The organism is Micromonospora sp. RV43 (assembly GCF_001029515.1).
Taxonomy (GTDB): domain Bacteria; phylum Actinomycetota; class Actinomycetes; order Mycobacteriales; family Micromonosporaceae; genus Micromonospora; species Micromonospora aurantiaca.
This window is the reverse complement of record NZ_LEKG01000026.1, coordinates 18,183-41,187: the sequence shown is the minus strand read 5'-3', so window position 1 is coordinate 41,187 and position 23,005 is coordinate 18,183. Positions and strand designations below refer to the sequence as shown.

26 protein-coding genes and 1 other RNA gene are annotated in these 23,005 nt (G+C 72.4%); 19 read left to right on the top strand and 8 right to left on the bottom strand.

The features are described 5' to 3' along the window. Nucleotides 1-18 precede the first annotated feature (18 nt). A complete protein-coding gene (locus ABD52_RS09345; protein ID WP_030273139.1) occupies nucleotides 19-780 on the bottom strand; it encodes a sulfite exporter TauE/SafE family protein in 762 nt (253 codons plus the stop codon). A gap of 275 nt (nucleotides 781-1,055) precedes the next feature. Here ABD52_RS09345 and rnpB point away from each other — a divergent pair. From rnpB to ABD52_RS37410, 4 genes are all read left to right on the top strand, one after another. After that, an RNA gene (rnpB, locus tag ABD52_RS37415) (RNase P RNA component class A) lies at nucleotides 1,056-1,464 on the top strand. A 415-nt stretch (nucleotides 1,465-1,879) separates the two neighbouring features. Further along, entirely contained in the window at nucleotides 1,880-2,095 is a 216-nt protein-coding gene (locus ABD52_RS09340; RefSeq protein ID WP_235437420.1) for a hypothetical protein, read from the top strand. Between the two features lie 171 nt (nucleotides 2,096-2,266). Next, entirely contained in the window at nucleotides 2,267-2,629 is a 363-nt protein-coding gene (locus ABD52_RS09335) for a tyrosine-type recombinase/integrase (RefSeq protein WP_235437419.1), read from the top strand. Next, complete coding sequence (locus ABD52_RS37410) at nucleotides 2,616-3,230, top strand: hypothetical protein (RefSeq protein WP_184975347.1); 615 nt, start codon at nucleotides 2,616-2,618, stop codon at nucleotides 3,228-3,230. The genes ABD52_RS09335 and ABD52_RS37410 overlap by 14 nt, the downstream gene beginning before the upstream one ends. A 314-nt stretch (nucleotides 3,231-3,544) precedes the next feature. Here ABD52_RS37410 and ABD52_RS09325 read toward each other — a convergent pair whose 3' ends face one another. Then, on the bottom strand, nucleotides 3,545-3,922 hold the full coding sequence (locus tag ABD52_RS09325; protein ID WP_047891544.1) for a hypothetical protein: 378 nt from the start codon (nucleotides 3,920-3,922) through the stop codon (nucleotides 3,545-3,547). A gap of 45 nt (nucleotides 3,923-3,967) precedes the next feature. On the opposite strand from ABD52_RS09325, the gene ABD52_RS09320 reads away from it, so the two are divergent. The 4 genes from ABD52_RS09320 (at nucleotide 3,968) to ABD52_RS09305 (ending at nucleotide 6,490) form a co-directional block, all read left to right on the top strand. Then, nucleotides 3,968-4,360 carry an immunity 51 family protein gene (locus ABD52_RS09320; protein WP_235437418.1) on the top strand — a complete coding sequence of 131 codons (393 nt, stop codon included), beginning with the start codon at nucleotides 3,968-3,970 and terminating at the stop codon, nucleotides 4,358-4,360. Nucleotides 4,361-4,545: 185 nt separating this feature from the next. After that, a complete protein-coding gene (locus ABD52_RS09315; protein WP_013287776.1) occupies nucleotides 4,546-4,890 on the top strand; it encodes a DUF6331 family protein in 345 nt (114 codons plus the stop codon). Nucleotides 4,891-4,958: 68 nt separating this feature from the next. Then, nucleotides 4,959-5,354, top strand: coding sequence for a VOC family protein (locus tag ABD52_RS09310; protein ID WP_047891543.1), 396 nt, complete (start codon nucleotides 4,959-4,961; stop codon nucleotides 5,352-5,354). Nucleotides 5,355-5,533: 179 nt separating this feature from the next. Further along, nucleotides 5,534-6,490, top strand: coding sequence for a threonine/serine dehydratase (locus ABD52_RS09305; protein WP_013287774.1), 957 nt, complete (start codon nucleotides 5,534-5,536; stop codon nucleotides 6,488-6,490). A 156-nt stretch (nucleotides 6,491-6,646) separates the two neighbouring features. On the opposite strand, the gene ABD52_RS09300 is transcribed toward ABD52_RS09305, so the two are convergent. Together ABD52_RS09300 and ABD52_RS09295 are read right to left on the bottom strand one after the other, a co-directional pair. Continuing rightward, nucleotides 6,647-7,132, bottom strand: coding sequence for a roadblock/LC7 domain-containing protein (locus ABD52_RS09300; protein WP_030273129.1), 486 nt, complete (start codon nucleotides 7,130-7,132; stop codon nucleotides 6,647-6,649). Then, nucleotides 7,129-7,500 carry a hypothetical protein gene (locus tag ABD52_RS09295; RefSeq protein ID WP_013287772.1) on the bottom strand — a complete coding sequence of 124 codons (372 nt, stop codon included), beginning with the start codon at nucleotides 7,498-7,500 and terminating at the stop codon, nucleotides 7,129-7,131. Before ABD52_RS09295 ends, ABD52_RS09300 begins: the two co-directional genes overlap by 4 nt. 238 nt (nucleotides 7,501-7,738) lie before the next feature. Here ABD52_RS09295 and ABD52_RS09290 point away from each other — a divergent pair, with 238 nt between their 5' ends. Both ABD52_RS09290 and ABD52_RS09285 read left to right on the top strand, forming a co-directional pair. Next, entirely contained in the window at nucleotides 7,739-8,065 is a 327-nt protein-coding gene (locus ABD52_RS09290) for a PadR family transcriptional regulator (RefSeq protein ID WP_013287771.1), read from the top strand. Beyond that, nucleotides 8,059-9,024, top strand: a complete 966-nt coding sequence (locus tag ABD52_RS09285; protein WP_235437417.1) for a hypothetical protein — start codon at nucleotides 8,059-8,061, stop codon at nucleotides 9,022-9,024. The genes ABD52_RS09290 and ABD52_RS09285 overlap by 7 nt, the downstream gene beginning before the upstream one ends. A gap of 3 nt (nucleotides 9,025-9,027) precedes the next feature. Here the strand turns inward: ABD52_RS09285 and ABD52_RS09280 are convergent, their stop codons facing one another. Continuing rightward, nucleotides 9,028-9,495 (bottom strand): hypothetical protein, encoded by a 468-nt coding sequence (locus ABD52_RS09280; RefSeq protein ID WP_047891542.1) that lies wholly within the window; start codon nucleotides 9,493-9,495, stop codon nucleotides 9,028-9,030. Nucleotides 9,496-9,638: 143 nt separating this feature from the next. Here ABD52_RS09280 and ABD52_RS09275 point away from each other — a divergent pair, with 143 nt between their 5' ends. The 4 genes from ABD52_RS09275 to npdG all read left to right on the top strand — a co-directional run bounded on the left by ABD52_RS09275 (nucleotide 9,639) and on the right by npdG (nucleotide 12,933). Next, nucleotides 9,639-9,842 (top strand): hypothetical protein, encoded by a 204-nt coding sequence (locus ABD52_RS09275; protein ID WP_030273123.1) that lies wholly within the window; start codon nucleotides 9,639-9,641, stop codon nucleotides 9,840-9,842. Between the two features lie 77 nt (nucleotides 9,843-9,919). Further along, nucleotides 9,920-10,669 (top strand): histone, encoded by a 750-nt coding sequence (locus ABD52_RS09270; protein ID WP_222947130.1) that lies wholly within the window; start codon nucleotides 9,920-9,922, stop codon nucleotides 10,667-10,669. Nucleotides 10,670-10,731: 62 nt separating this feature from the next. Then, nucleotides 10,732-12,168 (top strand): RNB domain-containing ribonuclease, encoded by a 1,437-nt coding sequence (locus tag ABD52_RS09265; RefSeq protein WP_047891541.1) that lies wholly within the window; start codon nucleotides 10,732-10,734, stop codon nucleotides 12,166-12,168. 66 nt (nucleotides 12,169-12,234) lie between these two features. Continuing rightward, nucleotides 12,235-12,933 carry an NADPH-dependent F420 reductase gene (npdG, locus tag ABD52_RS09260; protein WP_047891540.1) on the top strand — a complete coding sequence of 233 codons (699 nt, stop codon included), beginning with the start codon at nucleotides 12,235-12,237 and terminating at the stop codon, nucleotides 12,931-12,933. An 86-nt stretch (nucleotides 12,934-13,019) separates the two neighbouring features. Here npdG and panB read toward each other — a convergent pair whose 3' ends face one another. Together panB and ABD52_RS09250 are read right to left on the bottom strand one after the other, a co-directional pair. Beyond that, nucleotides 13,020-13,865, bottom strand: a complete 846-nt coding sequence (gene panB / locus ABD52_RS09255) for a 3-methyl-2-oxobutanoate hydroxymethyltransferase (protein ID WP_047891539.1) — start codon at nucleotides 13,863-13,865, stop codon at nucleotides 13,020-13,022. A gap of 119 nt (nucleotides 13,866-13,984) precedes the next feature. After that, on the bottom strand, nucleotides 13,985-15,745 hold the full coding sequence (locus ABD52_RS09250) for an NAD+ synthase (protein WP_047891538.1): 1,761 nt from the start codon (nucleotides 15,743-15,745) through the stop codon (nucleotides 13,985-13,987). A 204-nt stretch (nucleotides 15,746-15,949) separates the two neighbouring features. On the opposite strand from ABD52_RS09250, the gene glnA reads away from it, so the two are divergent. From glnA to ABD52_RS09225, 5 genes are all read left to right on the top strand, one after another. Beyond that, nucleotides 15,950-17,299, top strand: coding sequence for a type I glutamate--ammonia ligase (gene glnA / locus ABD52_RS09245; RefSeq protein ID WP_013475676.1), 1,350 nt, complete (start codon nucleotides 15,950-15,952; stop codon nucleotides 17,297-17,299). An 80-nt stretch (nucleotides 17,300-17,379) separates the two neighbouring features. Next, entirely contained in the window at nucleotides 17,380-17,805 is a 426-nt protein-coding gene (locus ABD52_RS09240; protein ID WP_013287762.1) for a DUF350 domain-containing protein, read from the top strand. A 32-nt stretch (nucleotides 17,806-17,837) separates the two neighbouring features. Further along, entirely contained in the window at nucleotides 17,838-18,530 is a 693-nt protein-coding gene (locus tag ABD52_RS09235; RefSeq protein ID WP_047891537.1) for a YafY family protein, read from the top strand. Between the two features lie 97 nt (nucleotides 18,531-18,627). Then, the gene (locus ABD52_RS09230; protein ID WP_047891536.1) at nucleotides 18,628-18,993 is read left to right on the top strand and encodes a VOC family protein; all 366 of its coding nucleotides are present in this window, start codon (nucleotides 18,628-18,630) and stop codon (nucleotides 18,991-18,993) included. Between the two features lie 205 nt (nucleotides 18,994-19,198). Then, nucleotides 19,199-22,225, top strand: coding sequence for a carbohydrate binding domain-containing protein (locus ABD52_RS09225; RefSeq protein WP_047891535.1), 3,027 nt, complete (start codon nucleotides 19,199-19,201; stop codon nucleotides 22,223-22,225). Nucleotides 22,226-22,358: 133 nt separating this feature from the next. Here the strand turns inward: ABD52_RS09225 and ABD52_RS09220 are convergent, their stop codons facing one another. Continuing rightward, nucleotides 22,359-22,907 (bottom strand): hypothetical protein, encoded by a 549-nt coding sequence (locus ABD52_RS09220; RefSeq protein WP_047891534.1) that lies wholly within the window; start codon nucleotides 22,905-22,907, stop codon nucleotides 22,359-22,361. Nucleotides 22,908-23,005: the final 98 nt, after the last annotated feature.

The following is a 23,005-nucleotide window of genomic DNA, read 5'->3' as shown; positions in this document are numbered from 1 at the left end:
CGGTCTTGCCGGGTGGCGTCAGGTCAGCGCGCGCCACAGCAGGTAGAACCCGATGGCGGTGCCGAACACCACGATCACCGTCTTCAACACCACCTGCGGAAGCCGGCGGGCCAGCCGCGCGCCCGCGTACCCGCCGAACAGGGTGGCCGGCGCGACCACCGCGACGGCCGCCCAGTTCACCGGGCCGAACAGGGCGAACACCACGAGCGTGGTCAGCCCCACCACTGCCGAGAGCAGATTCTTCACCGCCGACACCCGGGCCAGCGTCGCGTCCAGCACCAGCGCCAACCCGGCCACCAGCATCACCCCGAGGGCCGCGCCGAAGTAGCCTCCGTACACAGTGCCGAGCGCGACCATGGTCTGGACCGTGACGGTACGGCGGCGCGCGCCCAACCGTTCCGGATGGCCGACCAGCCGACGCAGCGGACCCTGGAACGCGAGTACGGCGGTCGCGCCCAGCACGAGGAACGGCACCACCAGCTCGAACGCGCGCGCCGGAGTCGCCAGCAGCAGCGCGCACCCGGCGATCGTACCGAGGACGGCGGTGGGCAGCAGCGACCACAGCTCCCGCCCGCGCGGCAGGTCCACCCGGCTGCCCGCCACGCTCGCCACGTACCCGGGGAAGACCGACACCGAGTTCGAGACGTTGGCCGCCACCGGCGGCAGGCCGGTGGCGATCATCGCCGGGAACGTGATCAGTGAGCCACCACCGGCCACCGCGTTCACAGTGCCCGCGGCGAGACCGGCGGCGAGCAGGAGCGCTGCGTCGGAGAGATCCATGGTCCCCCGAGGCTAGTCGGTCGGGCGGCGAGCGCGCACCGCGCCAGTTCGGACGCGCACCGCGCCAGTTCGGACGCGCACCGCGCCAGTTCGGACGCGCACCGCGCCAGTTCGGACGCGCACCGCGCCCGTTCGGGCGCGCATCGCGCCAGTTCGGGGAAGTGGCGGTATCCCGGGCCGGTTGATGCCGCCACCTCCCCGAAGTGGCGGACGAGATGGTGGGCGGGGTGGAAATGGGCGCGGCGGGTCCGTCGTTAGGATGAGGGCGCGACGGACGAGTCGACCGGGCGGTCGCGTCGACGGGCTCCGGCCCGTCGCCGAGGAACGTCCGGACTCCACAGGGCAGGGTGGTTGCTAACGGCAACCCGGGGTGACCCGCGGGACAGTGCCACAGAAAACAGACCGCCGGCCCGTAACGGGACGGTAAGGGTGAAACGGTGGGGTAAGAGCCCACCAGCACCCCGGGTGACCGGGGTGGCTCGGTAAACCCCACCCGGAGCAAGGCCAAGAAAGGGCCGTCACCGCAAGATGACGACCCGCGCAGACGCTTGAGGGCTGCCCGCCCGATGTCTGCGGGTAGGCCGCTGGAGCCTGCCGGCAACGGCAGGCCGAGATGGATGGCCGCCGCCGGTGCGCCTACGGGCGTGCCGGGCACAGAATCCGGCGTACAGGTCGACTCGTCCGTCGCCCACCAGCTCAGAGACCTGATCAAGGCTCTGGGCTGGTTCTTTGTCTGGTGCCGTTGGTTGACCTTGGTCATCGTTGGGTGGCGTTTGACGGCCTGGCCACGGCCTGGGACGGCCTGGAGACGGCCTGAGTGCTGGCTCAGCTGGCCTCGGCTTCGGTCCGGTCGCTGTGACGTCGTGGCCATCTCCCGGCCTGGGCTCGATGGTCTCGGGAGTCGAGCCGGCGGCTGTGGGGGAGGGGCGGGCACCTCCTGGCGGTGGAGATGGCGCCGCGACCCGGTGACTCGGTGGCAAGCCAGTCCCGGGGTTGGACTGGCGCGGCAGCCGGAAGCCATGACGCACGACCAGGCCGACCCGCTGGCTTCCGTAGCGGCCTCTGGTGGTCCCATTCGTGGATGCGGTGGGATGAGTGCGTGCCGGAGCTGCTGGAGCACCTGGGGGAGATGGGTCTGGTCGGGCTGGTCAAGATTGATGGCGAGCGGGAGCGCAAGCCCTGGACCGTGGTGATCTCGGGTCAGCGGCTCGCTGGTGCCTCGATCAGGGTCGACGGTCACAGCCTCGACTACTGCCTGAAGCATGCGGTTGCCGCGCTACACGAGCGCTTCCCGGACGAACTCGCGCTGAGCTGAGATCTCCGACCCGTGGGGCGGTGTCCCGGCGGCTGTCGGTGGCTCACCGCCCCGGCGCCGTAGGCGGCCGGGGCGGCTTGCCGCCGGCCGGGCTTGCCGCCCCGCACCGCGCGGCGCGGTGCCTTGATCACCCTGCCCTGGGAGGACCCGTTCAGCGACGAGAGGGCGACGGTGCCTCTGATCTTCACCACCACCCGACGAGGTGCGATCAAGCGGGCCACCTTCGACGGCAAGAGCTGGCGTCCAGCGGTGGAAGCGGCCGGCATCGTCCCGACCCGGGCGACCGGGATGCACGCGCTTCGCCACTTCTACGCCTCGGCGCTGCTCGACGCGGGGGAGAGCATCAAGGCCCTCGCCTCCTACCTCGGGCACTCCGACCCCGGCTTCACGCTCCGGGTCTACACCCATCTGATGCCGCCAGCGAGGAACGCACCCGGAACGCGATCGACAGCCTGTTCGGCTCGGCTGCTGGGGAAACGCGTCCGTGACAGCGGCCTACCCCGGGCCCAGACTCATCCGGGTGGAACTCGTTGAGTTGGGCGCCATCGCGGCCCCATCCGGTGTGCTGGTTCTCGCGACGGTCAGTCACCTCGACTACATCTGGCCGGACGTCGCAGAGCGGCTCTCCGATCGCGCAAGGGCTGTCGCTGCCACCGGTGGTGGTCACATCCACGAATGGCTGTTCGAAGCGGTCGCCGTACCTGTCGACCCCGGGCGTCGTCTCCCCGTGCTGGCGGCTACCCAGCCGTCTCCGTGGTTCGGCGCGCCGGCCATCACGATGCTTGAGGTTCGGCTCGGCGGAGATACGTCCAGCCGGCTGCTCGGTGACCTGCCGGCCGATCGATGCGGCATGGTCCTGGGCGACGCCGTCGCCTTGGATTCGTGGGTCGACCGGGACTTCGACAACTTCGTTCGTTCCGCCGCAAACCATCCGCTGCGTGTCGTCCCGATCGAGGTTTCCGGCTGCACCGTCCTCGGGGTCGGCTGGGAGGAGGGCGACCACTCGATGCGGCACCGAGGTGAGCGGGCCTACGGTCACGTCTACCCGGTGACGGTCGTCGGCGATCACCCGTTCGGCAGCGCTCTCCGGTGGGACGTCGACCCCGCCGAGGTCCGGCCGTCGGCGGCTCGATGATGGCTTCGAGGTGGCTCTGACGGCCTAGCGACGGCCTACAGCGGCCTTCGCCAGGCTCCGCCCCTGGTCAACGGGGGTGCGATGATCTTAATCCGGCGTACAGGTCGACTCGTCCGTCGCCCACCAGTCCAGAGCTTTGATCAAGGTTCTGAGCTGGTTCTAGTAACGTCGACGGTCGTCGTTGGTCAGCAAGCTCTCGCTGTGCCGACGTCGCCCGTCGTCCCGGCGGTGCTGCCTCCGCGCGGCGTCGTCCAGCCAAACCGGCCGCACGTCGTCGGGATCCTCCGATGGCCGCCGTCTGTACCGGTCACCCGCTATCGGAACTCGTGGATGACCTCGATCGAACCCACGATGTGCGCGTTGAACTCGTCGAGTTCGTCGGCTGCAACCCACAGCATCGGAGCGGCGGATCCACCGAAGGACCGTGTCGAGTAGCGGCCCAGGAAGCCCGTCTCGACGTGGAAGCGGGCCACGTAGCGCACGGGTCCGAACAGGTTCCAGTTCTGCGCAGCCCTGACCGCGAAAGCCTCGTCGAGCATCGGGAAGAAGTGAGTTTGCTCCGGCGAGAGTGGCGGCCACCTGCGCCCCCCTGCCTCGCGGACGAGGTCAAGTTCCTGCTGTCCCAGGGGGCGCCACAGCACTGTGGTTACGTCGCTGCTCACGTCGCCCCCGCTGCCGTGGTCGGTCGTCATACCGGACAGTCCCGCCGGATCGAATGGAGGAGCGGAACTGAGCGCGTGACGGAGACTTCGGATCTTGCCACGAGCACCGACCACTGTCAGGCATCGAAGATGACCTTGCTCAGACTGATCGAGACCACTCCCGGACAGTATTCGCTGCTGCTGGATGCCGGGACCACTCCAGTCGACAGTGTGATCGGGGAGCTTGGTCACGAGCCCAACGGGTACTTCTGGGCAGGCGTCGCGGAGGTTCTTGTCAGCACCGAGGCCCCGACGCTCGAAGGTCGATTCGCCTACGACCCTGAGGCCGGCATGTTCTGCGCCTACGGCACCGATCGAGGCGCGCTGCAAGAGCTGGAGGCCTTGATGAAGGTGGTAGCCACCGGCGGCGAACGTATGCGGCGGCTGGTCAACAACGCCGAAGCGCGCGGGTTCGAGTTCGACGACTGACAGCGGAAGCGGGCGGTTGACGAGGGAGACGTAGCGCTCCACGCGGTGTCCACCCCGGCAACCTCCTCGACGATCGCGAGACTCTGGCTCCGGAGTGGCCGCCGAATTCGCAGGAGTGCCAGGCGGTCGTGGCGCTAGCATCGGCCACCCGTCACTGTCGCGGCGGGCTCAGGGGAGGAGAGGCGATGGCGGACGTATCGGTCGATGTGCCGTCGCCCCTGCGTACGTGCATCGCCTTCTGCGAGGTCGAGTGCGTTGTCGGATGCTGCGGGATCGATGCCGTCTCCACGGACCCCGACCTGATCGAGGAATGGTGTCGCCAGGTGGGCTCGGCCGCGGTGATCGAGGCTCGGCTTCAACTCATCGAGCTGATCGAGGTGGTCGAGGACCGCTCCCGTTGCGTCGCGTCGGACGTCCTGAACCACCGCACGCATGACGAGGCCGCGCGGCGTGAGTTGCTGGACTTCCTGGCCGCGCTCGACGCCGGACTGGCTGCCGGGGATGCGTCCGTGAGCGGTGCTGACACCTAGGGAGCCGGTGGCCGGTCCGGGAACGGCTGGGTAGCCCGGGGGCCATCAGGACTTGCGATGATCCGGTGATGACCTCCTACGTGTCCCACACCACCGTGGACTGTGCCGACGCCTACGCCCTGTCCCGCTGGTGGGAAGCCGTCCTCGACTACCGGGAGGACCCGGACGATCCGAACGAGCCCGGCCACGAGGAGTGCATGATCTACTCGCGGGACGGGCGGCACCGCCTGCTCTTCATCGAGGTGCCGGACGCCAAGCAGGTCAAGAACCGCATCCACCTCGACCTGCGCCCGGTCGAGGGGACGCGCGACGAGGAGTTGGCCCGGCTGACCGGGCTGGGCGCGGCGGTGGTGGCCGACCGGCGTGAGCCTGACGGCACCGGCTGGGTGGTGCTCGCCGACCCGGAGGGCAACGAGTTCTGCATGCTCCGCAGCGACGCCGAGGTGGCCGCCAGCCGACCGTGACAGGTCCATCCCACTCCAGCGATCTTGGAGTTGTGGCGCCCGGAACGGCCCTTCCGCGCAGTTCGCGAGGTGCCACAACTCCAAGATCGACGAGTGCCGGAGCGCGGGGCGGCGGAGCGGCGGGGCGCCGCGCGGCGGGACGGCGCGGGGCACGGGGGCCGGTGTGGGACGCTGCGGGGGTGATCGAGCTTGCGGACATCCAGGCGGCCGCCGACCGGATCGCCGACGTCGTCGTACACACCCCGACCGTGCCCAGCCCGGGACTGACCGAGCTGCTCGGCGTACCGGTCACCGCCAAGCTGGAGCTGCTGCAACGTACCGGCTCGTTCAAGGCCCGTGGTGCGGCGGCCAAGCTGCTCGCGCTCGACGACGCGGAGCGGGCGGCCGGAGTGGTAGCGGTCAGCGGTGGCAACCACGGCATCGCGGTCGCGGTGATGGCCGGCGCGCTCGGGGTGGCGGCGACAGTGGTCATGCCCCGGACGGCGCCCGCCCGCGCGGTCGAGGTGGCCCGCGCCGCAGGGGCGGACGTCCGCCTGACCGAGGACATGGCCGGCGCGTTCGCGCTGATGAACCGGCTGCGGGACGAGGGCGTCACGCTGCTGCACCCGTTCGACGACCCGATTGTGCTGGCCGGGCAGGGCACTGTCGGGCTGGAGTTCGCCGACGACGCCGGTGAGCTGACCGACGTGCTGGTCAGCATCGGCGGTGGCGCGCTGATCTCGGGCGTGGCGGCGGCGCTGCGGGCGCGGCGGCCGGGGGTACGGATCTGGGGCGTCGAGACCGAGGGCGCGCAGGCGATGTCGCAGGCGCTGGCGAAGGGCGGCCCGGTCGAGGTGCCGCTGTCGTCGATCGTCACCACGCTCAGCGCGCCGAGCGTCTCGCAGCTCACCTATGACCATGTGACCGCGCTGGTCAGCGACGTCCTCGTGGTGTCCGACGCCGAGGCGGTGCGGGGCACGCTGGAGCTGGCCGAGCACGCCAAGGTGTGGGCCGAGCCCGCCGCCGGGTGCCTGCTGCCTGCCGCCCGCCGGGTGGTCGAGCGGGTGGGCGCCGACGCCCGGATCGGCCTGGTGGTCTGCGGCGGCAACGCCACGGTGGCCGACGTGACCGCGTGGGCCGGCCGCTTCGGCCTCTGACCCGCCGCGCCGCGGCCGCCGCGACCGCCGCGCCGCGACCGCCGCGGCAAGCGCGCGACCGCGCCGCGCGACCGCCGCGCCACACGAACGACAGAACTCGGGGGTACGCCGGCCGCCTCCGGTCCGGACGGGTGGGACCGGGACGACCGGCGTACGTCAGGACGTGGCCGGGCTGACGCCGTCGAGCAGTTCGGCGAGCCGGGCCGCGGTGGTCGGGGCGTGCAGGTGCAGCCGCGCCACGTTGATGGTGTCCGTGCCGACCACGGCGAGCAGCGCCTCTCCGTTGATCGCGTACACGCTGAGGTAGCCGCCCGCGTTGCGCACCGTGGACTGCTGGAAGTCGCCCTGTCCGAGCCGGAACCCGACCTGGCGGCCGAGTCCGTACGTGGTGGCGGCGAGCGCGGCCAGGTCGTCCGGGTCGGCGCCGTTCTGCAGGTTGTGCGTGACGAGCAGGCCGTCGACGCCGCCGAGGACGCAGCCGTGCACGCCGGGGATCTGCAGCCGCAGCGCGGAGAGTTCCTGGGCGATGGCCGGGTACGGCAGCGCCGGGTTGCCGGCCAGCGACTGTGGAAGCGCCCGTGGTGGCGGCAGGGTGCCGGCTTGGGCGCGCGTACGGCGGGGGAGGTCGTCCACCCGGCTCACAGTTCCAGGCTCTCCTCGATCGTGCGCAGTTGGTGCCGCGCCATCGCGAGGTTGGCCCGGCTCTTGCTCACCATCAGGTAGAGGAACAGGCCCTTGCCGGTGCGGTTGCTCAGCGGGCGGATCAGGTGGTACTGGCTGCCGAGCGTGATCAGGATGTCCTCGATCTCGTCGTCGAGCTTGAGCATCTCGATGGTGCGCAGCTTGGCGCGTACGACGTCGGTGTTGCCGGCGGCGGCGACCGTCAGGTCGATCTCGCCGGTGCCGCCGGCGACGCCGAGGGTCATGCCACTTGTGTAGTCGACGAGCGCGGCCCCGATCGCGCCGTCGATGTTCATCGCGTTCTTCAGCGCGATGTCAAGGTTGCCCACGATTTTCTCTCCCCAGCTCGGGTCGCTGTCCGCTGGAAGCGCGACAGCGGATTCGTCCGTCGAGGCTCGCATATGGAGTCGCGCGATGCACCCGGGCCACCGGTGATCCACCTGAGCGGGCCCTGCCGGACCGGCCACCGGTTCCGCCGAAGGGGACACACCGTCCCATTGTCGATCACCGTTCGTCCTGCTACCTCGGGTGCGCCCGCCCTATGTAGAGTTCCGATAGAGTGCCGCTGTGCGACTGACCATCCCGGTGGCGAAGGTGCTCTCGGCGCTGCTCGCCGAGCCCGAGGCGCCGCGTTACGGCCTCGACCTGATGCGGCTCACCGGCCTGCCCAGCGGGACGCTCTACCCGGTGCTGCACCGTCTCCAGGCGGCGGGCTGGCTCGCCGCCGACTGGGAGGACGTCGACCCGGTGACCGCCGGCCGCCCGGCCCGCCGCTACTACCGCCTCACCGGCGAGGGCATCCGGTCGGCCCGGCTGGCGCTGGCCGAGCTGCGTGCCCTCGTACCCTCCGAACGTGCCGGCGGCGCGGACCCGGCCGGGGCGCCGGCGTGGTGACCCGGCGGGTGGCGGCGCTGCTGCTGCGGGTCGCGGTACGCCGGTGGCCGGCGGAGCTGCGTGCCGACCTGGCCCGGGAGTGGGCCGCCGAACTGCACGAGCTGGCCCGCACCGGCCGCCGCTGGGGGATGCTCCGGTTCGCCGCGAGCCTGGCGGCCCGCCGGGCGGCCACACCACTGACCGGGCGGGCCGGGTCGCGGCGGCTGGGGCGTACCGCAGGGGTGTTGCTGCTCGCGCCGCCGGCCTGCGTCGCGGTGCTCGTGCTCGCCGGCGCGGTGATGGCCCTGACCCACGGGTGGCTGGAGATGCGCGTGCCGTGGGCCGCAGCCGCGCAGCTGCCGACCTGGTCGGCGCTCACCGCGCTGCTCGGTACGGCGCTCGCGCTCGGAGTCACCCGGGCCGCACGCCGGACCGTACGCGTGGGGGCGCTGCCCACCGCGCTCGGCGTGGTGCTGCCGATCGCCGCGACGGTGACCGCGACGCTCGCGCTGCTCGCCGCGCGAGGTGAGAGCCGGGTGTGGGAGACGGTGCCCGGGCTGCTGCTCTGGCTGGCGCTGCTGACGGCGGCGCTCTGGACCGCCGGGGCGCTGGCCCGCCGGGGCCGGGTCCGGCTCGCGTGGTCGGCCGGGCTGCTCGGCGCGCTGGTGGCGGCCGACGCGGCGGTGGTGCTCGCGGTGGTTACCTCGATCCCGGCCACCGCGCCGGTGGCGGACGGCCTGCCGCCGGACGCGGTGGACCGGATCTCCGCGCCGCTCTGGCTGTTCACCTGCTGGACCGACTCGTCGTTCGGGCTGCCCCGGCCGACCGGGTGGGAACGGTTCCTCATCACCGACCGGGTGCTCGTCGAGCCGATGTTCCATCTGGCCTGCACGCCCTACGCCCTGGCGTACGCGATCGCGGCGGCCCGCCCGGCGCCCGCCGCCGTACCCGGTCCGGAGCCCGTCCCGGCACCCGCCTGAGCGTCAGGCGTTCCAGCTCAGCGCCCGGCCGGCCCGCTCGTAGTGCCCGGCCAGTTCGGCGTCGAGCCGCGCGGCGCGCGCCTCGGTGAGCGTCACCGCCGGGTCCTGCCAGGGCCTCGCGCCGAGCATCCGGTGCCGCAGGCCGCTCGGCGGGTGCGTGGCGAACAGCGAGGTGTCCTCCCGGACGGTGAGCTGGCGTTCCAGCGACAGCCGCTCGGCGGCGGCGTCCAGCGCGCGTCCCGTCTCCACCCGCCAGGTGCCCGGCCCGTGGCCGCCGCGTACCGCGTTGCGTACCGCCGTGGCCACCTCCCGGACCAGGGCGTGCAGCTCCGGCGCCTCCCGTTCGGTGAGCACGTCCAGGTTCCGGTCGAGCCGGCCGAAACGCGGCCGCAGCGCCACCGCGAGCGCGATGAGCGCCACGCCGCCGACCACGGCGAGGTTCGGGAAGGGATACGCGAACAGCAGCCACACCCCGTTCGGACGAGGGCGGGCATGTCCGGGGTCTTCCGCCGTTCCCCGCCGCAACCGCCCCGACCAGGTCTAATGTGGAGAAGGACGTGACTATTTGTGCCGTTCCGGTGGCGGCCGGGCGGTTCCCGGTGCACAGTGATCGCATGAGCGACGACGGAAGTGGTGGGCACTACTACTGGTGCACGCGACACCACCGGGTCGAGACCGATGCCGACGTGTGCCCCGCCAAGCACGTTCTCGGACCGTACGCCTCAGCCGCCGACGCGGACAACGCCCTGCAGACAGTGCGGGAGCGTAACGACGCGTGGGACGCCGAGGACGCCCGTTGGGCCGGGGAGGGCCGCTAGACGGCGCGGGAGGGCCCGCGTCGAGGTGATCCGTGCTCCGCGAGGGCGAGAGCACGTCCCCAGGAAAGGGAACCGAGATGGCCGAAGCACAGCAGGCCACCCGCCCGGCCGCGAAACGGACGACCGCGAAGAGGACCGCCGCGGGCAGGACGACGACGGTCACCAAGGCGTCGCCGAACGCCTCGGGCGCCGGCGCCGGACGGACACCGGCGAAGAAGGCGGCGGCCAAGAAGGCGGCCGCCAGGAAGGTCGTGTCGGCGGCTCGTAAGGCGCCGGCCACCAAGGCCACCACCAGCAGGACGACGGCGAAGAAGACCGCCGCTCGTACGGCGCCGGCCGGCCGGGCCACCGCCAAGACCGCGCCGGCGAAGAAGACCACGGCGAAGAAGGCGACCGCGACGAAGACCACAGCGGCCAAGAAGACGGCGGCGAAGAAGACCACAGCGGCCCGGAAGACCACGACGCCCCGGACCACCGCGACGCCCCGGACCACCGCGACCGCGAAGAAGGCGCCGGCCCGCAAGACGACGGCGGCGAAGAAGACGACGACGGCGGCCAAGAAGACCACCGGCGCGCGGAAGGTCACCTCGGCGGCGAAGAAGACGACCGCCGCCAAGAAGACCACAGCGGCGAAGAAGACCACAGCCTCGACGCGTCCCACGGCGCGCAAGGCGGCGGCGAAGAAGGCGCCCGCCCGCAAGACCACCACCGCGCGCAAGACCACCACGACGGCGAAGAAGACCACCGCCGCGAAGAAGGCGCCGGCCCGCAAGAGCACCGCAGCCAAGAGCACCACCGCACGTAAGGCGCCGGCCCGCCGCGCCTGACGCCGCGGACACCGCTCCCTCCCGGGGAGCGGAACGTGCGGGGCGCTGTCAGGATTGACCGCGTGGTGATCCGACGCGTACTGGCGCCCCGTATCGACTTCGGCGCGCTGCGCCGCGAGCTGGGACTGCCCGAGGGCTTCCCGGCCGCGGCGCAGCGCGAGGCCGACCTGGCGGCCGCCGCGCCGCCGCCCGCAGTCGCCGACCGGACCGACATCCCGTTCGTCACCGTCGACCCGGCGACCTCGCGCGACCTCGACCAGGCCATGCACCTCACCCGCCGTCCCGGCGGCGGCTACCGCGTCCGGTACGCGATCGCGGACGTCCTGACCCACGTACGCCTCGGCGGTGACCTGGAGGCCGAGACGTGGCGCCGCGGGCAGACGGTCTACCTGCCCGACGGCAACGTGCCGCTGCACCCGCACACGCTCAGCGAGGGGGCGGCCAGCCTGCTGCCCGACGTCGACCGGGCCGCCGTGCTCTGGACCGTCGACCTGGACGCCGACGGCGGCACCGCCGCGGTCACGCTGGAGCGGGCGCTGGTGCGCAGCCGGGCCAAGCTCGACTACGGCGGCGTGCAGCGCGACGCCGACGCCGGCCGGCTGCCCGAGCCGATCGCCCTGCTGCCCGAGATCGGGGCGCTGCTCACCGCGCGGGGCCTGAGCCGGGGCGCGATCAACCTGCCGCTGCCCGAGCAGGACGTCGAGCCCGACGGCGACGGGTGGCGGCTGGTGCTGCGCGGCCCCGGCCCGATGGAGGAGCACAACGCGCAGATCTCGCTGCTGACCGGGATGGCCGCGGCCGACATCATGTTGGCCGGCCGGATCGGGCTGCTGCGCACCATGCCGCGCCCCCGCCCGGAGGCGGTCGAACGGCTGCGGCTCGCCGCCGGCCCGCTCGGTGTGCCCTGGCCGGACGGCACACCCGTGGGTCAGGTGCTCGACGGGCTGGACACCTCCCACCCCCGGGTGGCCGCCTTCGTCGACCAGGCCGCCGAGCTGATGCGCGGCGCCGCGTACACCGCGTTCGACGGTGACCTGCCCGAGCAGCCCGAGCACGGCGGGGTGGCGGCCGCGTACGCGCACGTCACGGCGCCGCTGCGCCGCCTCGCCGACCGCTACGCCACCGAGGTCTGCCTGGCGCTGCACGAGGGCCGCGAGGTGCCCGAGCAGGTCCGGGCCGCGCTGCCGAAGCTGCCCGAGGTGATGGCCGCGACCGATCGCACCGCGGGCGCCGCCACCCGCGGCGTTGTGGAACTGGCCGAGGCGGTGCTGCTCGCGCACCGGGTGGGGGAGACGTTCGAGGCGGCGGTGCTCGACGTGGACGAACCGCGTCCGGCGGGTAACGGCCGTCCCGGCCGTCCGCCCGGCGGCACGATCGCGCTCGACGAGCCGCCGGTGCGCGCCCGCTGCACCGGTGAGCTGCCGCTGGGCGAACGCGTCCGGGTACGCCTCACCGCCGCCGACCCGGTCCAGCGCCGGGTCGCCTTCGAACGGGCGTGACCAGCGCGGCGATTGTCACAGCATCGGGATGCACCGCTCGCGGCCCCGCTTTGCGAGGATGAGCGCATGGCTTACGACGCGACCACGCTGCCCGACGTCTCCGGGCTGACCGTCGGCATCATCGGTGGCACCGGCGACCAGGGACGGGGTCTCGCCTACCGGTTCGCCCGGGCCGGGCAGACCGTGCTGATCGGCTCCCGCACCGCCGAGCGGGCCACCCAGGCCGCCGCCGAGATCGCCGCCCTGCCCTACGTACCGGAGAGTGCCGTCGTCTCCGGCGGCGACAACGAGGACGTCGCCCGGCGCAGCGACGTGGTGATCGTGGCGGTGCCGTGGGACGGGCACGCGGCCACAGTCGCCGCGCTCGCCGGACCGCTGGCCGGCAAGATCGTGGTGGACTGCGTCAACCCGCTCGGCTTCGACAAGCAGGGCCCGTACGCGCTCACCGTCGCCGAGGGCAGCGCCGTTCAGCAGGCCGCCGCACTGCTGCCCGAGTCCCGGGTCTGCGCCGCGTTCAACCACGTCAGCGCGCCGCTGCTGGCCGACCCGGAGATCGACCGGATCGATCTGGACGTGCTGATCTGCACCGAGGACCGGGAACTGGCGGGCGTGGTCGGCGCGCTGGCCGCGCGGATCCCCGGCATGCGGGGCATCTACGCCGGGCGGCTGCGCAACGCCCACCAGATCGAGGCGTTCACCGCCAACCTGATCGCGATCAACAAGCGCTACAAGGCGCACGCCGGCATCCGGGTCACCGACCTCTGACGCGTCGCGCCGCCGTCGCGGCGGCGCGTGTTAAAAAGGGGCCCCTTCTCTACGCCAGGCGTTAAGAAGGGGCCCTTCCTTACACCTCAGAAGGTGTGCTCGGCCGCGGGGAACTCGCCGCCGCGTACCTCGTCGGCGAACCGGCGGGTGGCGTCGGTGAGCGCGCCCGCCAGGTCGGCGTACCGCTTCACGAAGCGCGGCGCCCGGCCGGTCCGCAACCCGGCCATGTCCTGCCAGACCAGCACCTGCCCGTCGGTGTCCGGGCCGGCCCCGATACCGACGGTGGGGATGGGCAGCTCGGCGGTGACCCGCTTGGCCACCTCACCCGGCACCATCTCCAGCACCACCGCGAACGCGCCCGCCTCGGCCACCGCCCGCGCGTCGGCGAGCACCTCCTCGGCGGCCTCGCCCCGGCCCTGCACCCGGTAGCCGCCGAGCGTGTGCTCGCTCTGCGGGGTGAAGCCGATGTGCGCCATCACCGGGATGCCGGCGCCCGTGATCGCCTCGATCTGGGCGGCGCAGCGTCGCCCGCCCTCCAGCTTCACCGCGTGGCAGCCACCCTCCTTCATGAACCGCACAGCGGTGCGCAGCGCCTGCGCCGGTCCCTCCTCGTACGAGCCGAACGGCAGGTCACCGACGATCAGCGAGTGCTTCGTGGCCCGTACCACGGCACGCACCAGCGGCAGCAGCTCCTCGGCGGTCACCGGCAGCGTGGTCTCGTAGCCGAAGACGTTGTTCGCCGCCGAGTCGCCGACCAGCAGCACCGGGATCCCCGCCTGGTCGAAGATCGAGGCCGTGTACTGGTCGTACGAGGTCAGCATCGCCCACCGCTCGCCGCGCTCCTTGGCGGCGATCAGGTCGCGGGTGCGTACCCGCCGGGTGGCCGGCCCGCCGTAGAGGGCGGTCACCTCGGCCGGGGTGGACTCCACCATGACAATCTCCTTCCTCGAGGCCGCGCACGCGGTCCCCGGGTTCCCCGCGATCGTCGCACCGGGCGGCGGGCCGCGGGCAGGTCGGAGTGGAGGATGTCACTCCCCGGCCGGGGGAGCGGTCAGCCGTCCTCGCGCCACCGGTTGGTGATCGGCAGCCGCCGGTCCCGCCCGAACGCCTTCATGGAGATCTTGGTGCCGGGCGCGGACTGCCGTCGCTTGTACTCGGCGGTATCCACCATCCGCAGCACCTTGTCCACCACGGCCGGGTCGTGGCCGGACTCGACCAGGCCGTCGCGGCCCAGGTCGCCGTCGACGTAGCCGATCAGGATCGGGTCGAGCACGTCGTAGTCGGGCAGCGTGTCGCTGTCGAGCTGGCCGGGGCTCAGCTCGGCCGACGGCGGCTTGCCAATCGAGTTCTCCGGGATCGGCGGCGTCTGCCCGCGCCGCACCGCGTCCGTGTTGCGCCACTTCGCCAGCCGCCACACGAGCGTCTTCCAGACGTCCTTGACCGGGTTGTATCCGCCCACCGAGTCGCCGTAGAGCGTCGAGTAGCCCACCGCCAGCTCGCTCTTGTTGCCGGTGGTGAGCACCAGGTGGCCCTCCTGGTTCGACAGCGCCATCAGGATCACGCCGCGGACCCGGGCCTGGAGGTTCTCCACCGCCACCCCGGACAGCGACATGTTCGCCAGGAACGTGTCCACCATCGGCTGGATCGGCTCGACCCGGTAGTCCAAGCCGGTGCGCTTCGCCAGGTCCTCGGCATCGGTGCGGGAGTGCTCGGAGGAGTGCTGGCTGGGCATCGAGACGCCGACGACCCGCTCCGGGCCCACGGCGTCCACCGCGATGGCCGCCGCCACCGCCGAGTCGATGCCACCGGACAGGCCCAGCACCACCGAGGGGAAGCGGTTCTTGTCGATGTAGTCGCGCAGGCCCAGCACCAGCGCGTGCCACACCTCGGCCTCGTCGGCGACCGGCTCGATGATCCCGCCGTCCGCAGCCGGACCGGACGGCGCGGCCGGGATCGCCGGGATCTCGTGGCGGGCCACCCGCATCCCGTCGGCCGGCGCGACGGTCCCGCCCGGCGCCCCGGTCGCCGCCGGCAGTTCCAGGTCGTGCACCAGCAGGTGCTCGACGAACTGCGGCGCCCGGGTCAGCAGCGTGCCGTTCGCGGCGACGACCATCGAGTCGCCGTCGTAGACCAGCTCGTCCTGGCCGCCGACCATGTTCACGTACGCGATGGCGGCCCCGGCCTCGGCGGCGCGCCGGCGCACCAGCGGCAGCCGCACGTCGTCCTTGTTCAGCTCGTACGGCGAGCCGTTGATGCTCAGCACCAGCCCGACGCCCGCCTCCCGGGCCACCGCGAACGGCCCGCCGGCCTGCCACAGGTCCTCGCAGATGGTCAGCGCCACGTCCACCCCGCCGACGCGCACCACTGTCAGCGTGTCACCGGAGACGAAGTAGCGGTCCTCGTCGAAGACGCCGTAGTTGGGCAGATGGTGCTTGAAGTAGGTGGCCACCACCTCGCCCCGGTGCAGCACCGCCGCCGCGTTGCGGGCGCCCCGGCCCGGTTCCGCGTCCGAGCTGACCTGGGGAGGGCCGTCCGCGTCCAGGTAGCCGACCAGGACCGGCAGGTCACCGAGGCCGTCGGCGGCCAGGTCGGCGGCGAGCCGGTGCAGCGCGGCGCGGGACGCGGCCACGAACGAGCGGCGGAACACCAGGTCCTCGACGGGGTAACCGGTGAGCATCAGCTCGGGGAACAGGACGAGCTGGGCGCCGGCGTCGGCGGCCTGACGGGTCCACGAGCGGACCAGGCCGGCGTTTCCGGCGAGGTCGCCTACCGTCGGGTTGACCTGGCACAGGGCGAGACGCAGGGTGGGCATGCGTTTATCTTCCCCCAGCCGTCCGGGCCGAATCCGACAGGTCGCGGGAGACCGGGGCGGCGCAGCGCGCGTCCCGCCCGGCCGGACACGGCGGGACGGCCGGCCGGGGAAGGCGTAACGTCGGCGTAACGAGCCCGGTGGAGACTGGGCGGTCAGGCCGGGCCGGCCCGACCGGTGCGGACGTACGTGTCACGAGGGGTGGAAGTGGACCGTCAGCAGGAGTTCGTCCTCCGCACGCTGGAAGAGCGGGACATCCGTTTCGTCCGGCTGTGGTTCACCGATGTGCTCGGCACGCTCAAGAGCGTCTCGGTGGCCCCGGCGGAGCTGGAGGCGGCCTTCGAGGAGGGCATCGGCTTCGACGGCTCAGCGATCGAGGGCTTCGCCCGGGTGTTCGAGTCGGACATGGTGGCCATGCCGGACCCGACCACGTTCCAGGTCTTCCCGTTCGAGGGCGGGGTCAGCGGCGAGAGCGCCCGGATGTTCTGCGACATCATGCTGCCCGACGGCAGCCCGTCCTGGGCCGACCCGCGGCACGTGCTGCGCCGGATGCTCTCCCGGGCGGCCGACAAGGGCTTCACCTTCTACACCCACCCGGAGATCGAGTTCTTCCTGCTGGAGAACGGTCCGCAGGACGGCTCGGTGCCCACCCCGGTGGACACCGGCGGCTACTTCGAGCACACCACGCACGCCGTCGCGCGGGACTTCCGCCGCCAGGCCGTGCTGGCGCTGGAGCGGATCGGCATCTCGGTGGAGTACAGCCACCACGAGGTCGCCCCGGGCCAGCAGGAGATCGACCTGCGCTACGCCGACGCGCTCACCACCGCCGACAACATCATGACGTTCCGGCACGTGGTGAAGGAGGTCGCGCTCTCCACCGGCGTGCAGGCCAGCTTCATGCCGAAGCCGTTCACCGACCAGCCGGGCAGCGGCATGCACACGCACCTGTCGCTGTTCGAGGGGGAGCGCAACGCGTTCCACGACGCCGGCGACCCGATGAAGCTCTCCAAGGTCGCGAAGTCGTTCATCGCCGGGCTGCTCACCCACGCCCGGGAGTACACCGCCGTCACCAACCAGTGGGTCAACTCGTACAAGCGGCTGTTCCCGCAGGCGCTGCCGGACCGGATCACCGAGAGCCCCGCGTACGTCTGCTGGGGTCACCTGAACCGGTCCGCGCTGGTGCGGGTGCCCGCGTACGGCAAACCGAACTCGGCCCGGGTCGAGGTCCGCTCGCTGGACTCCGCGACCAACCCCTACCTCGCGTTCGCGGTGATGCTCGGCGCCGGCCTCAAGGGCATCGAGGAGGGCTACGAGCTGCCCCCGGGCGCCGAGGACGACGTCTGGTCGCTGAGCAGCGCCGAGCGCCGCGCCATGGGGTACGAGGCGCTGCCGGAGAACCTGGCCGAGGCGATCGACGTGATGGCCGGTTCGGAGCTGGTGGCCGAGGTGCTCGGCGAGCACGTCTTCGACTTCTTCCTGCGCAACAAGCGCTCCGAGTGGGAGCAGTACCGCCGCGAGGTCACCCCGTACGAGCGGCAGCGCTACCTCTCGCTCTAGATCACGCTGGCGCGGTGCCGCTATCGTCTGCGGCACCGCCCCGGCACCACCGCCGGGCGGCGTGAGCCGGGGAGGCGTTGGTGCTGGGAGATCTGCTCGACGGGGCGTGGCAGAGCATCGTGTTCGGGATGGTCGGGGTCGCCCTGATGGCCGCCGGATTCCTGCTCGTCGATCTGCTCACCCCGGGCAAGCTGCGGGAGCTGATCTGGGTGCGCCGCAACGGCAACGCCGCGCTGCTGCTCGCCGCCAACCAGCTCGGCATCGCCGGCATCGTCTTCACCGCCGTGCTGACCAGCTACAGTTCGTTCACCAAGGGGCTCGCGTCCACTGTGGTGTTCGGGCTGGTCGGCCTGTTGGTGATGGCGCTGGCGTTCCTGGTGCTGGACCTGCTCACCCCGGGCAAGCTGGGCGACGTCATCGCCGCCGACGAGCCGCACCCGGCGGCCCGGGTCAGCGCCGCCACCCACTTCGGCGCCGCGCTGATCGTCTGCGCCTGCATCGCCTGAGGGGTGTCGTACCCCCGGGTTAGCGTCCGGGGGTGAACCGCACCGACCGCCTCTACGCCCTGGTCGAGGAGCTGCGGGCGGTCTCGCCGCGCCCGCGCAGCGCGTCCTGGCTGGCCCGCCGCTTCGAGGTGAGCACCCGCACCGTCGAGCGCGACATCTCCGCGTTGCAGGGCGCCGGGGTGCCGATCTGGGCCGAGCCGGGCCGCGCCGGCGGCTACGTGGTCGACCGGGCGCGCACGTTGCCGCCGGTCAACCTGACACCGGCCGAGGCGGTGGCGATGGCCGTCGCGCTGCACCGGCTCGGCGGCTCACCGTTCGCCCCGGCGGCCGGCGCCGCGCTGCGCAAGCTGGTCGCGGTGATGCCGCCCGCCGCGGTGGCCGAGGCGCACCGCCTCGCCGGCCGGGTGCACCTGGTCGGCGACGGGCCGGGCACACCCGTCCCGGCCGCCGTCGCCGACGCGGTCGCCGCCGGGCGGGTCCTGCGCCTGCGGTACGCCGACCGCGGCGGTGCCGATTCGGCGCGCGACGTGGAGCCGCTGGCCTACCTGGGCAACTCGGTGCACTGGTACCTGGTCGCCTGGTGCCGGCTGCGCGACGGTGTGCGCTGCTTCCGCACCGACCGGATCGTGTCGGTGCACCCGCTCGCCGAGCCGGTGACCCGGGAGTTGCGTCCCGGCGACCTCGACGTGCCGGTCGACCGGGTGCGCCCGCTCGCCCTGGTCTGATCCGGGTGGAAACACCGACAGGACGCTGTCGTGGCCCGATACGAGGCTGAATCCTGACGACGCCGGCCGACCGCCGGCGCGAATCTCAGGAGGAAGCATGTCCAGCAAGCCCGTGACCTGGTTCGAGATCGGCTCCGACCGCCCGGACGAGGCGCAGCGGTTCTACTCCGAGCTGTTCGGCTGGAGTTTCGACGAGCAGGGCGGCCCGGGCCTGTCGTACCGGCAGACGACGGCCGGCGGTGAGCGGGGGATCGGCGGCGCGATCCGGGACACCGACACCGGCAATTACGCGATCTTCTACGCCGAGGTGGCGGACGTGCCGGAGACCTGCCGCCGGGCGGAGGCGACCGGCGGCACCGTTCTGACGGCCCCGGTGACCACGCCGGCCGGTCTGGTGCGTGCCCTGCTGCGCGACCCGTCGGGCAACCTGCTCGGCGTCTTCACCCCGCCCGCCGCGGGCTGAGCGCGCGCCCCTGCTCCCGGCCTGGCCGTCGCCGGCCGGGAGCAAGCCGTTGCGGGCGGTGCAACCTGTTACGCCCGTGTCTACTGTGAACTACTGGTTTCGTGGAATCGAAGCTGGTAACTTCCTGGCACCACGCGTCGCAAGTTCTTGCAACGCCTTCATCCCCTTGCGCCCGTCGTGCGGGCGTGGGTGTCAGGAGAGCGCCATGAGGGGCACCACCACCAACCGCCGCCGGTGGGGAGCGCTCGCGCTCGCCGCCGGCGTGCTCGCCGCGCTGCTGCCGTTCACCGCCGCCGCGGCGGCGAACACCGTCACCGTCTACTACCAGCCACCGGCCGCCTGGGGCGCGTCCGTCAACATCCACTACGGCGTGGACGGGCAGGCCTGGACGCCGGTGCCCGGCGTGCCGATGGACACCGCCTGCGCCGGCTGGCGTCGCAAGACCGTCGACCTGGGCGCTGCCACCGGCGCCCAGGTCGTCTTCACCAACGGCAGCGGCGTCTGGGACAACAACAACGGCGCCAACTATCGCCTCGGTGCCGGCACCGTGACCGTCGCCGCCGGCCGGATCGGCACGGGCGACCCGTGCGCCACCCCGTCGCCGTCCGGCACCCCGACTCCGAGCCCGTCCGCCACTGTCGCGCCGAGCCCGACGCCGGGGAACACCGCCGAGGTCTGGTACCACCTCACGCCGCGCGGCTGGACCGCCGCGAACCTGCACTACCGGCCCACCGGCGGCGCCTGGACCACCGCGCCGGGCGTCGCCATGGAGGCGCGCTGCGCCGGCTGGGCCCGCCGGATCGTCGACCTCGGCACGGCCACCGGCCTGACCGCCGCGTTCAACAACACCGCCGGCGCCTGGGACAACAACGGCGGCGCGGACTACACCCTGGGCGCGGGGCGCAGCGTCGTCGACAACGGCCGGGTCACCGCCGCCGCCGCGGACCCGTGCGCGCCGGTCACCCCGGACACCACCCCGCCGTCCACGCCGGGCGGCCTCACCGCCGTCGCCGACGGTCTGGCGGTCACCCTGACCTGGACCGCCGCCACCGACGACCGGGGCGTCACCGGGTACGAGCTGACCCGCACCGGGGGAGCCGGCGGCACCACGGTCACCAGCGCCACCACCCGGCACGTCGCGTACGACCTGCGGCCCGGCACCGCGTACACCTGGACCGTGCGGGCCCTGGACGCGGCCGGCAACCGGTCGGCGGCGAGTGCGCCCGCCTCCGCGACCACCGGCGCCCCGCAGACCGGCGGCACCCCGCTCGGCGGCGACCCGCGCGAGGACACCATCTACTTCGTGATGACCGCCCGGTTCGCCGACGGCGATCCCACGAACAACCGCGGCGGCAGCCAGCACGTCGCCTCCGGCAACGCGGCCAACGACGACCCGATGTTCCGGGGCGACTTCAAGGGGCTGGTCGACAAGCTCGACTACATCAAGGCGCTCGGCTTCTCAGCGCTCTGGATCACCCCGGTCGTGCTCAACCGGTCCGACTACGACTTCCACGGCTACCACGGCTGGGACTTCTACCGGGTGGACCCGCGGCTGGAGAGCGCGGGCGCCTCCTACCAGGACCTGATCAACGCCGCGCACGCCAAGGGCATCAAGATCTTCCAGGACGTGGTCTACAACCACAGCTCCCGGTGGGGTGCCAAGGGCCTGTTCACGCCCACCGTCTACGGCACCCGCGACGACCAGTGGAAGTGGTACTACGACCAGCCGCAGGCCGGCCGGGAGTACGACCCGATGGTCGAGGCGACCGGGAACGACCCGGCGCTCACCCCGGCGCAGAACGCCAAGGCCAAGGGCCGGCCCTACAACGGCGACGTGTGGTCGTCCGCTGCGCCGGCCGGCAACCAGTGCCTGAACTGGGGTACGCCGACCGGCGGGCGCAGCCCAGAGGGCTACACGCTCTACCAGTGCCAGTGGCCGGTCCCGACCAGCAAGATCTTCCCCGCCGACAAGTACCACCAGTGCTGGATCGGCAACTGGGAGGGCGAGGACTCACGCAGTTGCTGGCTGCACGAGGACCTGGCCGACTTCAACACCGAGAACGCCGCCGTGCAGCAGTACCTGATCGACGCGTACAACAGGTTCATCGACATGGGTGTGGACGGCTTCCGGATCGACACCGCCGTGCACATCCCCCGGGTCACCTGGAACCGGCGCTTCCTGCCCGCCATCCAGCAGCACGCGGTCGCCCGGTTCGGCGAGAAGGGCAAGGACTTCTACGTCTTCGGCGAGGTGGCCGCGTTCGTCAACGACAAGTGGAACCGCGGCTCGGTCAACCACTCCGCGCAGTTCTACACCTGGAAGGAGCGCAAGGAGTACAGCCCGGACGACGTCCGCGCCGCGATCGAGCAGTACGACCACGAGCAGCTGCTCGGCCCGAACGGGCAGCCGACCACCGACAACGCGTTCCTGCGCGGCAACACGTACCACGCGCCGGACCGCTCGCAGTTCTCCGGCATGAACGTCATCGACATGCGGATGCACATGAACTTCTCCGACGCCGGCAACGCGTTCGGCAACGGGAAGGACTCCGACGACAGCTACAACGACGCCACGTACAACGTGGTCTACGTCGACAGCCACGACTACGGGCCGAACAAGTCCTCCACCCGGTACACCGGCGGCACCGACGCCTGGGCGGAGAACATGAGCCTGATGTGGACGTTCCGCGGCATCCCGACGCTCTACTACGGTTCGGAGATCGAGTTCCGCAAGGGCGCCCGGATCGACTGCGGGCCGACCTGCCCGCTCGCCACCACCGGGCGGGCCTACTACGGCGACCACCTGGCCGGCAGCGTCACCGCCGCCGACTTCGGGGTGGTCGGCTCGGCCGGCGGGGCGGTGGCCACCACGCTCGCCCAGCCGCTGGTCAAGCACGTGCAGCGGCTCAACCTGATCCGGCGGGCAGTGCCGGCCCTGCAGAAGGGGCAGTACTCGACCGAGGGTGTGAGCGGCGCGATGGCGTACAAGCGGCGCTTCACCCAGGGCACGGTGGACAGCTTCGCGCTGGTCACCGTGTCCGGCGGCGCCACGTTCCGCGGGGTGCCGAACGGCCGGTACGTGGACGCGGTCACCGGCGACGTGAAGACGGTCACCGACGGCACGCTCACCGCCGCGGCCGGCGGCAAGGGCAACCTCCGGGTCTACGTGCTCGACCTGCCCGGCAACCCGGCGCCGGGCAAGATCGGCGCGGACGGGCCGTACCTGCGCTGACACGGGCGCGGCGGGGTGGCGGTGCGAGTGCACCACCACCCCGCCGCGGTCCGAGGGGATCAGGCGTGGGTGGCCCCGCCGGGCGCCGGCCAGGAGGAGGGAACGGCCGGTGAGGGGCGGCGGGGCCACCGCGTCACTTGCCGCCCTGGCCCTCCTGCTCGGCCTCGGCGCCCTGGTCGGCCTTGCCCTCCGGGCCGCCCTTGTCGCCACCCTTGCCGTGGTGGCCGGGCCTGCCGTCCGGGCCGCCCTTGCCCGGGCCCGGGAACACGCCCGCCTCGGCGGCCTTGAGCACCGCGTCGGCCTGCTCCTGGGTGAGCTTGCCGTCGGTGACGGCCTGGTCGAGCCGCTCCTTCAGCGCGGCCTGCCGGTCCTCGGTCGACGGCCGCTCCGGCCGCTCCGGGCGATCGCCCTGGCGCTGCTCGTGCAGCTTCTCCAGCGCCGCGGCGACCTTGTCGGTCGAGACGCCCAGCTCCTTGGCGAGCGCCTCGGCGAACTCGGCCTGCCGGTCGGCGTGCTTCTGGCGGCGGTCGTCACCCTGGTCGGTGGTGCTGCTGGCGCTCGAAGACGGGTTCGGGCTCTTGTCGTCGGCGAGCGCCACCGTCGGGGCGGCGATCCCGACGCCGAGCACGCCGGCGGCGGCCAGGCCGGCCAGCAGGTGCTTCTTCGACATCGTGCGGATCATGCGATTCTCCTGTTCGGTGGTGGTGCGATGACGTCACCGACAGTGGTCGCCGGAACTGAGGGCCACCCGTGGCGAACCTGTCAGCGAGCTGGCAATCC